Raw genomic sequence first — 10,058 nt, 5'->3', positions numbered from 1 at the left:
ACGTTCGACCTCACTCAATACAAGTTCCGCCTTTGGTCTTCCTCTCATCACCACCTCGCCGTTTGCGTGCCTTCAACACAGACTACTATGTGGTGTCAATAATGCAAGGAACCTCTGACGCGGGACACTAGCTAGGAGCACACTGGAGGCTGCCCTTCTGGATGACAGCACCAACCGTGCCACCCATTTGGCTCACAACCAGCCTCACTTGCCGAGATAGGCTGAGCAAAACCAACCAGAATCACGACTACTCCCATCAACATCGAACAAATAATTTTATGCATTAAACCACCCCGATAAAATCAATATATGACCTATATTGGCTCACCATTCAAACACCGTGGACAGGCAAGGCAGCGCTGAATTCCTGCTCTTGAGCTGTTCGCCTAGCGCCTGAACGCCTACTGGCACGGCATCGCTGCCCGCTGCCGGCGCACCCGTTGAATACGAGCGTGGCCGATGGAACCAACAACACCATCAAGGTCATTAAGCCCCGTGCCTACGGTTACCGCGACGAGGAGTACTTCTTCCTCAAAATCCGGAGGGCCTTCCCCGGAATTTCTCGTTGAACCTTAAATTTTGTTTGCGATACTCATTGCGTGTCTGGCCTCCTCTATTATAACAAGTCAAATTTCCAAATTCTTCAACAAATCCAAACTCCCAACTCCCAACTCTTCATTCCACTGGCATACCTGGATGGAAGTGTGTTGCAATCCTTGGGCCGATGCCGGCACAGCGGCGCCAAGCAAAGCAGATAATACTAGCATCCCAAACACTGCATTCTTGATGTTAGCCATGATTAAATCCTCAAAAATTGAAGGTGAAGGTATCGCACCACAATCATAGGGTTTGTCGGATTCCGCCGAGACAAACCTTAAGACAGACTGCCATTCCAATTGTTCTGCTCGATGCCAATGAGTATCAAATCGTTGGATGCGACATTCTCACCTACGTTAGAAAGAATGGCGAAGTAAGTCTAGACGGCGTGATGGTTAAGAAGCAAGGTAGATAGAGTGACCCACTGGCCCGCCATTTGATTAGGATCAAAATCTGGCGCTCAGCAGTCGATTGAAGAAGTCTCTTGTGACCATCTACGGAGCAGGAACGAGCCAAAGCGGGCGTCCTCAAATCTGAAGTGCAACACCATTACCAAATGGCAAGGTGTTGCACTTCAGATTTGAGCACGCCTTGTCTATTCTTAGATGCGGAACCTTAGTCCGCCCTGCGAGGTGGACAATGTTCAGTAGGTGACAAATTGCAACAATTTCAACAGCACGTTGCACCGCCCAGAACGAAAGCAAGGGCCTCCATACCAGCGTGCAGTGTAGTTTTGCCCTAAACCGCTCCCAGGCACAGCCCTTGCACTAATACTGTTGACTCGGCCCCTCAGGGAATGCAATTGGTCCCAGCGCTCAGTGTTTTGACAAATGAGCGGCAACGTTAATTGTTGGGCCGCCATATTCTTTCTTGCCCTCCAGGCCCATGTTCAACTCCTCACCAGACCACACTTTAGTCCCTCTTCGTTCTGACCCTGTCCTTTTGGGGGGCGAAGACCGCTCCGGTACAACCATGCTTAGCATTCTGCTCGACTCGCATCCGGATTTGGTCGTAGGTCCGGAGATCGATTTCACGGAGCCAATCAACCTTGGCTCACATATCCTTGAAGTATGCGCCTTGATGGCGTGTCGGGATCCACGGGTTATCGGTACGACGAAGGAAGCCATCGACCCTGAATGGTTCGACGGCGTGCACTTCGTCTGGCAGTGTGAACGTTCGGGCCTGGACCGAGACGACGTAAAGACATTGGTGACCCGTGTGATTGCGGAGCGTGGAACCGACCTGGCTACACTAGAGGATCGCTGCCTGCTTATCGACTCTATCGGCGAGTTCCGGCGACAACAGACCGGGGCGAAGCGATGGGGTCTAAAGCTTCAGCGACGGATCCAGAACATCTGCAAATATGCCACCATTTGGCCGCAAGCACATTTTATCCACATCATTCGCGATGGCCGCGACGTAGCAGCATCCCATGAAAAGGTTCCCGGGTGGGACCATCGGACTATCGGCGAGGCGGCCCAAGGCTGGCTAGATGTCGTCACCAAGGCACACTTGGGTGCGCCCAGTGGTCGCTATCTCGAAGTGCGATATGAGGATCTGGTCACCGCCCCGCGTGAGACAGCTGCACGGATGCTGGAGTATCTGGGCTTGGGATGGAGTGAGAGAGTTCTGCATCACGCAGAGCACAAGCACGCGCTTTTCGACAAACCGTGGGGCCATCCCTCAGCTGACGCAGCTGCTCAACCCCTATATACCAGATGTATTGGGCGGTACGTGCAAGACCTCACGCCTCAGGAGATTGAGCAGTTCGAACGCTTAGCAGGGAGGGAACTGGAAAAATTCGGCTACACGCTGTCCGTGCCGACTCTCCCGAGCAGGGAATAATTCCAGTGGCAACGCAAACGCGACGACAACGCTTGCCCGGCAGCTTCTATCTCCTACTCCTAGGCCAGATGGTTTCCCGCGTCGGCGCCCAAGTGACGCTCATCGCCCTACCTCTGACCGCGATCCAACTACACCGAGCAGGATCCCTCGAGACAGGCTTCTTGCTTGCATGTGGACGTGCCCCATACCTTCTGCTAGGCCCGCTTGCCGGCGTCTTCGCCGATCGGTTTTCACATCGAATCCTTCTGATTACGGCAAATTGGATAATGGCGCTAACGTTGGCCACAGTACCGGTATCTGCTTTGCTTATCGGCTACGTCGGCATGCCCCATCTCTACACAGTAGCTACACTGATGGGCGGGCTTACGGTAATTGCCGACGTGGCCTTTTTGGCATGTGTGCCAACTGTCGTGCCGCCCCAACAACTTGTACAGGCTCAGAGCTGGATAGAACTAGGACAATCGGCGGCATTGGTGCTTGGTCCGCCGCTCGCAGGCTGGTTGATCTACTCGTTTTCGGCCCCTATCGCGATACTGGCAGATGCGGCGTCGTTCCTTCTGGTGACGGCGCTACTCCCATACGTGATAATAGCGCCGACAACAAGCGCGTCGATGACAAGTGACTACAATCATGACGACGCTAGGAGCATCCTTGAACGCGTTCTCTCGGAAGCGGCAGAGGGCGCGCTATTCGTGTTGCGTACCCCCAAGCTCCGCGCTGTCACCTTTGCTACCGGTACTCTCATATTTTGGTACAGCGCCTACTCCGCCGTCTTTCTGCTGTATCTAACCGAGGGCTTAGGGCTGAACGCCACAACGATCGGGACCGTCTCAGGCATCGCTGCAATCGGAAGTGTTATTGGTACTTTGCTTGCACGTCCTTTTGCTCGAACGTTAGGCTTGGGTCGCGTGTTAATAGCAGCGCTCCTCACCAGTGCCGTTGGCGCAATGCTAACCCCGCTGCTCGAAGTGCCAGGATGGCTTGCATTGGGACTGTCGCAATCTGTATTGTGGGTCGGCAAACAGGTCTACAGCGTCCATCAGGTACCAATCCGCTACGCCTTGGCTCCACCGCAACTGCACGGCCGTGTAAACGCAAGCATCCGGACCATAGTGTGGGGCTTTGCTCCAGTCGGAGCCGTGTTAGGCGGCGCCTGTGGAACATGGCTCGGCGCCCGCGCGACGCTACTGCTTAGCGGAACCCTCATTGCCGGAGCCGCTGGGTGGATCTGGGCATCCCCTCTGCGATCCGTGCGTACACCGCAGTTCGTGGAGGCAGACACTTAAGAATGGCTACCTCCATTACTTCTCTCGGACAACACAGGCCCCATCATGAAGATCACCGACATGCTATCGGTCATCCTATCTTCCCATTTGGCGGGCCAGCGCACCGCATGTGTCCGATCCCCATTGGACAGCCGACGCTCGGCGGCCTTCCTACGTCCAGGAAGCCCACATCAACGTATGCACTTGAGACAGCTGGCAACGGGCCCTTGCAGCCGTCTTGGCTCGCCTGCATATTCGATCTTCCGGGTGAATTCAATGCAGTTGCTTTCACCGAAGCATGCGTGCCTGGGTAACCCGCCACGAAGCCCTCCGTAGCCAGTTCATCGTGGCCCCTTCCGCTCCGCCTGGCGAACGATTTCTTCGCAAGACACTACCGGCCGATGCCGTGAGAATCCGCCGCAGTGTGGCTGCGGACTTCACAGATGGCTGCAAATTGGCAATATCTGGAGAACCTGTTCGACAGCGAGGTTCTCGCTATCGGCTGGCCTGGCTATCTTTGGGCCACAGTGAGCCGTCCGCAAGCAACCACCGTCTATGTCGCCGCAGACCACACCCTAATGGACTGCTACTCCATTCTCCATACTACGTATGAGATTCAACTACTGTATGCGTCAGCACACGCGTCCTCACGGAGCACGGCTGCGTCCATTCTTCCCGAACAGCCGCACAAGCTACCTGGATTTCGCAGAAGCCGAATGGAGCGCCGCCGGTGCGTTGAACGCTGAACACGAATCTATAGCGCGCTGGCGGACCTTTATCAGCGAGAGCGGCGGCCGACTGCCTCAGTTCCCTGTATCGGTAAGCGAGGCGACCGGAAGCCCCGCCGCTCAGCCAAGCGGATACACAGAACTTCTCAACGCATCTGACGCATTCTCCTTCGGTCGAGTCTGCCGCACACTTGAGGGCATCTCGTTTGCTGGGTTGCCAGCCTGCCTTGCCAAAGTGGGCCAAGAAATCTGCAGTTCGAACGTATTCCGTACCATGGTACCCGTCAATACACAGACTGAGCGATTCCAATTTTCCATAGGATGGGTATGTTGGTATGGGGCCCGTAGCCTTCCCCATCAAGCAAACAAACTCTTTCGGTGAGGTGGTGCGTTCGGCCGTTGCAGGCCTAGACGGCTTGAGGGATATCGCGCGAATTCCGCTGCCCCGTGTGGCCGAACTCCTCGGCCAGCCCTTGCGCGACCCTTTCATGGTGTCATACATGGACCTTCGCCATACGCCTGGTGCGAGCAATTGGAACACCTGGGGAACTACCGTCTTCCGTAGCCGCTGCACTGATCCTGATGAGGTGTTCTTTTGGTTCATACGTACTCATGATGGCTTCCAGGTTAGCTATCGACACCCCGCCACCAAATTGGCAGGCATTGCCGTCCCACACTACGTGGAACGCACAAAAGCATTGCTTAGGTCTGTCGCGAGCAACGGCGACTGGCCCGCGCTAACATCCCTTCTCAAAAAGGACAGAATTGCACATGACAGACATCAAACACATTGCGGCGACTGCATCTCGTGATTACACAAGCTTCGATGTTGTTATCGTAGGCTCAGGCGCTTCAGGCTCAATTGCTGCCCGAACACTTGCCGAAAAAGGTTTCCACGTTGCCCTCCTCGAATATGGAGCCTTGGTATCCCCAGGCGCGCTATACGCCCCCAACCAAGCAACCTATAGTAAGGCACGAACATCTCCACACGGTCGCGCCGATGGAAATCCATGGACAGCATGTGCCGTTGGGGGAGGAATGCAATTTTACAACGCGATCATGTTCAGATACCGTCAAGCAGATCTCTCGGCATCCCAATACCTGAGGACTGACATGGAGATAGATTGGCCCATTTCACTTCGGGATCTCGAACCTTTTTATTCCGAAATCGAAAGTCTCTTAGAGATTAGCGGTACGCATGGATTTCAGCCCTATCCAGCAAGCCAACGAGGTCTGCTGATATCCAATGCGATGCAAGAACTTGGCATCACGCCAAAGAGTGTTCCGCTGGCGATCCGGCCATCCAAAACCACCAATGGATGCATTGAATGCTCCTCTTGCAACCACCTAGTCTGCCCTACGGATGCAAAGGCCAACATCCTAGCTAGAGGTGTTTTGGACGATTCCGCTCTCCCAGGATCGATTTCTGTGCTGTACGGATGCTTTGTCAATTCGATCGAGCTCCGAAGCGACTGCCACGCAGAAGCCCTTGAGTGCTATGTGCCGCTCTCCTCGCAGCGGATTCGTATCCCCGTTAAAACTGTCATTGTGTGTGCGAACGCAATTCAGTCGGCGGCTTTAATGCTTCGCTCGAAGAGCCGCCATGCACCTACAGGCATTGGAAATGATTCTGACCTCGTAGGGCGCGGCCTCTCATTCAAGATAAGCGGGTACTCCGTTGGCTACGTGAAGAATCCAGCCGCGCTTCCTGCTCATTGGGGCCCGCATGCGACCGTGTATACGGACGACTTCTATGAGCACCCTGGCGTGCCATGCAGATTTTGGGGTTTAATCTACGAGGCAAATTTGGATTCGCCAGGGGACAACATCGGTCTCGTGCGACTACACTACATCGCTGGGGAAGAACCATGGTCACACAACCGTGTAATGCTTGACGGCGCCATCGACCCACACGGCGTTCCTTACATCCGTATAGCGTATAAAAACTCGGAAAATGATAGGGCACGAATCAGCTTTCTTGCCAACCGGGCTGAAAACACTCTCCGCCGCTTAGGCGCATCCTGTATCGAACGAATGCCTTTCTCGCGAGGCAAAGGCAGTTCACATCTACACGGCACAATGCGTGCGGGTTCTTTTCCAAAGACATCAGTCGTGGATCACTACGGCAAGATTCACGGACTAACGAACATCTATGTTATGGATGGATCCGTTATGAATTTCGCCGGAAATAGCAATCCCACGCATACTATAATGGCCAACGCAAAACGAATGGCGCTGTCACTCGCCGAAAAGGAAAACTAAATGTCCTGTTCTGGATCCACTGGTCATCTGGCTGAATGGGAGCGCGAAACCCGCTCTTCCATCATTTTCAAATCCGCCTGGGGCCCGATGGCGCAGGATATCGATGGCAAGATCTATCTTGACATGTCATCTTGCAGCGGCGCCTCACCCTTGGGTAGTAATAACCCTGAATTTAAGGCGAGACTCTCTCAAGCTATGGAGAGCCATGCCGACGTTCTTCCATCCCCAGTAAGCGCGCAGCGCCAGATGCTAGCTGCAAGAATCTCAAAGAGATTCGCGACTACACCTAGGGTCTTCTTCTTGAGGACCGGATCTTGTGCAACGGAGGCAGCTGTCCGCATCGCACGACGTCGAACCGGTCAACCAATTATCCTAACAGCCGGTTTTCACGGTTGGCATGACATCTTCCAACAGTACCCGTGGTCGGACGATTCTCCAGCCAAAGACCATTACATCCAGGACTTTCAGTATGACTTAGATATCTTGCAGCAGAGGTTGAGTCGGAACAGAGGCAAAGTCGCCGGAATTGTGGTCACGCCAGAGCCGTCGGTCTTTCCTCCGGAGTTACTCCACCAAATCGCTAGGATGGCTATACTGCATGGAGCGCTTTTGATCGTTGACGAGGTGCTTTGCGGACTTCGTTACGCCGACGGTGGTTACTGCCAAGCACACCAAGTCCCGGCCGACCTGATTACCTTGTCCAAAGGACTCGCACAGGGAATTGGCCTTTCTGCGGTTATTGGTACGGCCGATGCCATGTCCGGGGCGGATGGTGTTTATCTTGGCAACACCTACTTATGTGAAAATCGAGCCTTCGTAGCCGCTAATCTAACGCAGCAAATTTTCGAAGAAGATGGCATTGTAGCTCGCTTGGCGGATAGCGGCGCAGTGCTCAAGAGGTTGTTCCACGAGTCATTCGCTAGCTACGGAATACCCGCGCGTGTCTTAGGAAGCGACGCCATGTTCGATATTGTCATGCCTTCGCAAAGACATGGAAGGGCATTTGTCCGACGGTGCCTTCAATACGGTATATACACAGGTTACCCGGCAACTTACATGAGCAATATTTCCATGGGCGACACATTCTTCAGCACTTTACAAGAGGCGCTGAAGGGTGCGCTCGCGGACTACCGCAAAGACGAAGATATGACCGCGCGGGTAACAGACAGATCCATGATCGAATACTGTTGGCGGGCGTTTCGCGCGACAGCGAACACTTGCCTCTCCAACAAGACTTATTGGGCACGATTATGAAAGGCCCCGGCACCGAGATACACACGTTCAAGGATTGCCGCTCGAACTCGCCGCCAAGCGCACAATCGCCGAATAACTTGCATCGCGACAGTTGCAGGGACGTCCTATTGCTTTCGCAAATGGCCGTAGCAGCCTAGCTGCGGCTTTCACCGACATTACTTGAGAGGATAAACTAGAGGCCTATTTGGTGACCTGTTCGGTCCGAGTAGGCGCACCAAAACTAATATTATTCCGCGCAAGACCCATTTCTCTTATATTCAAAGACTCCGCCTAAGTTTAGTCAACGACAAACTTGGGGATCTACTTAGGAGCACCAAGTGAATTGTACGTGCAACCTCCTTCAATTCCTCCATCGTCTTATATCCGCTCACCCGAAATGCGTAATCTGTGGGAGACTCATACATTTTGCGCGTATCTGCGAATCTAGACTCGTCAGCAGTTATCGTGTTCATGAACACGGTGTAGACTGGGTACTTGGCCGCTCCCAGAAAGGCTCTCCGCGTTTCCGTTGTGGGACAAACAAAATCCACAATGCAATGGTCGTTCGCACCGTAGTTTAGCGTCAGATTGGCGATTTCGGCCATACGACGCGCGTGCTCGATTCGGTGCACCAAACTAAACGTCAAGTCGCGATTTATATTTTGCCGAACATAATCCGCATTAACCCAGTTGGCTGTCGGAATTAGATCCAAAAGCATTCGAGCAAGTGTAGTCTTGCCAGATCCCGGAAGGCCTTGAATCATGACGATAGCACGCCCTCTTTGTTTCATATTCCACTTGCTCATGATTGATGACCGTGTCAACGAATGCGGCAAGGAATTCAAGCACTTTTCAATGAATTTTTGAACCACGGTTGGGTCGGTCTACGTTCCCCTCTTGCTCCCTTCGCATTCGAGCCTCAGCGCGGTTTTTCGTAACTTTGCTGGAACTCGGACAACTTGTACAATTCATTGTTTCGATGCCATTTATCCAAATATCAGATGCCTTTTGCTCTTCCGTAGCGGGCTACTTGTGCGGCGTTGCGTTGTGTTAGGTAAAGTAACAAAGCCCAACGGCACGAAGCCCGCCAAGTCACTCCCTAGATGCTTTCACTTCCGAAGTCTCCCCAAAGTGCATCTTCGCATACGAAACTAAATCCTTTGACGTTACTGGAAAGATGGATTAAGTTCAACTCGCTTTGAGTCGATCAAGTTCAAGGAACAGAAACCTACTCGGCATCGATGACACATATTGCACAGCGTCGGATTGAGGATCCCTGTACCGATTGCACGAGCCCTTTGGGATGAAAATACCTAAAAGAGCTCTATTCGCGAAAATGTGCGGTACATCAAGCTGCCTGCCCTAAAAACAGCAGTTGAGCTCGCAGAAAAGTCTGGCGCACTCCTTGCGGGTTCTTTCTGATGGCACTAACTCAAAGCGCTAAATCTATGACCCTACGAATCTCCAGGACACTGATGGTCGTTGCCATCGCCCTCTTTGCCTCTTTGGTCGCGTTTAACAATATAACCGATTACCTTACAAATTTTGTCTTTATTCGTCATATCCTTCTGAGCTTGCCCCCGAAAAACGAATCCCTTGCTGAGCGTTTAAACTCAAGCAAGGAGAGTCAAGAAGATGAGCAAGACGAAGCGAGCGCGCTACACGCTCGAAGTCAAGCTGGAAGCGGTTCGGCTGGTCAAGGCCGGCCAGAGCATTGCGGCGGCGGCGGCGGCGGCGGCGCTGGGCGTGCCAGGGCAGTCGATTTCCAACTGGGTCAAGGCTGAGCAGGAAGGCAAGCTCGGCGGGGGCCGGCACGAAGCCGGTCAGCGCGGAGCAGATGGAGGTGTCGAGACTTCGTGCCGAAGTGGCACGCCTGAAGATGGAGCGTGACATCCTAAGAAAGGCGTGCGCGTACTTCGCGAAGGACTCGACGTGAAGTACGCTTTTATCGAACGCAATCGTCACCACTGGCCGATTTCGGTGTTATGCGAGGTGCTGAAAGTCAGCCCCAGCGGCTTTCATCAACGGCGGCAACGCGCCGCTAAGGACAGGGGTTCCGTCGCGATAAGGAGGTAGGGGCGAGCGGGGGACGGAAAGGTGCTGCGGTTAGGCCACCAGGGAGTAGAAC

Annotated in this window: 6 protein-coding genes and 3 pseudogenes; 7 read left to right on the top strand and 2 right to left on the bottom strand. The window is 53.6% G+C overall.

Annotated elements, in window-relative coordinates:
* Positions 1-363: 363 nt before the first annotated feature.
* Positions 364-569, top strand: a pseudogene (locus tag J8I34_RS32130) (transposase); the annotation flags it as partial.
* A 57-nt stretch (positions 570-626) separates the two neighbouring features.
* On the opposite strand, the gene J8I34_RS32125 reads toward J8I34_RS32130, so the two are convergent.
* Complete coding sequence (locus J8I34_RS32125) at positions 627-797, bottom strand: hypothetical protein (protein ID WP_209777902.1); 171 nt, start codon at positions 795-797, stop codon at positions 627-629.
* A 685-nt stretch (positions 798-1,482) separates the two neighbouring features.
* Here J8I34_RS32125 and J8I34_RS32120 point away from each other — a divergent pair.
* The 4 genes from J8I34_RS32120 (at position 1,483) to J8I34_RS32105 (ending at position 7,951) form a co-directional block, all read left to right on the top strand.
* Positions 1,483-2,442, top strand: a complete 960-nt coding sequence (locus tag J8I34_RS32120; protein ID WP_209777899.1) for a sulfotransferase family protein — start codon at positions 1,483-1,485, stop codon at positions 2,440-2,442.
* A gap of 32 nt (positions 2,443-2,474) precedes the next feature.
* Positions 2,475-3,728: an MFS transporter gene (locus J8I34_RS32115; RefSeq protein ID WP_209777897.1), complete on the top strand. Its 1,254-nt coding sequence runs from the start codon at positions 2,475-2,477 to the stop codon at positions 3,726-3,728.
* Between the two features lie 1,478 nt (positions 3,729-5,206).
* Complete coding sequence (locus tag J8I34_RS32110) at positions 5,207-6,697, top strand: GMC oxidoreductase (protein ID WP_209777894.1); 1,491 nt, start codon at positions 5,207-5,209, stop codon at positions 6,695-6,697.
* The gene (locus tag J8I34_RS32105) at positions 6,698-7,951 is read left to right on the top strand and encodes an aminotransferase class III-fold pyridoxal phosphate-dependent enzyme (protein WP_209777892.1); all 1,254 of its coding nucleotides are present in this window, start codon (positions 6,698-6,700) and stop codon (positions 7,949-7,951) included.
* A gap of 257 nt (positions 7,952-8,208) precedes the next feature.
* On the opposite strand, the gene J8I34_RS32100 is transcribed toward J8I34_RS32105, so the two are convergent.
* Positions 8,209-8,694, bottom strand: a complete 486-nt coding sequence (locus J8I34_RS32100) for an adenylyl-sulfate kinase (RefSeq protein WP_256441906.1) — start codon at positions 8,692-8,694, stop codon at positions 8,209-8,211.
* Positions 8,695-9,351: 657 nt separating this feature from the next.
* Between J8I34_RS32100 and J8I34_RS32095 the strand changes: the two are divergent.
* Positions 9,352-9,486 (top strand): annotated as a pseudogene (locus tag J8I34_RS32095) (DUF2165 family protein); the annotation flags it as partial.
* A gap of 79 nt (positions 9,487-9,565) precedes the next feature.
* Positions 9,566-9,982, top strand: a pseudogene (locus tag J8I34_RS32090) (transposase); the annotation flags it as partial.
* Positions 9,983-10,058 lie beyond the last annotated feature (76 nt).

It is taken from the genome of Cupriavidus phytohabitans, from assembly GCF_017815025.1.
Taxonomy (GTDB): domain Bacteria; phylum Pseudomonadota; class Gammaproteobacteria; order Burkholderiales; family Burkholderiaceae; genus Cupriavidus.
Note: the sequence above shows the minus strand (reverse complement) of the source record. Positions and strands in the feature narration are given on the sequence as shown.

Coding starts and splice junctions, on each gene's coding strand:
- J8I34_RS32110 (WP_209777894.1), top strand. CDS start 5,207: ATGACAGACATCAAACACATTGCGGCGACTGCATCTCGTGATTACACA.
- J8I34_RS32120 (WP_209777899.1), top strand. CDS start 1,483: ATGTTCAACTCCTCACCAGACCACACTTTAGTCCCTCTTCGTTCTGAC.
- J8I34_RS32125 (WP_209777902.1), bottom strand. CDS start 797: ATGGCTAACATCAAGAATGCAGTGTTTGGGATGCTAGTATTATCTGCT.
- J8I34_RS32100 (WP_256441906.1), bottom strand. CDS start 8,694: ATGATTCAAGGCCTTCCGGGATCTGGCAAGACTACACTTGCTCGAATG.
- J8I34_RS32105 (WP_209777892.1), top strand. CDS start 6,698: ATGTCCTGTTCTGGATCCACTGGTCATCTGGCTGAATGGGAGCGCGAA.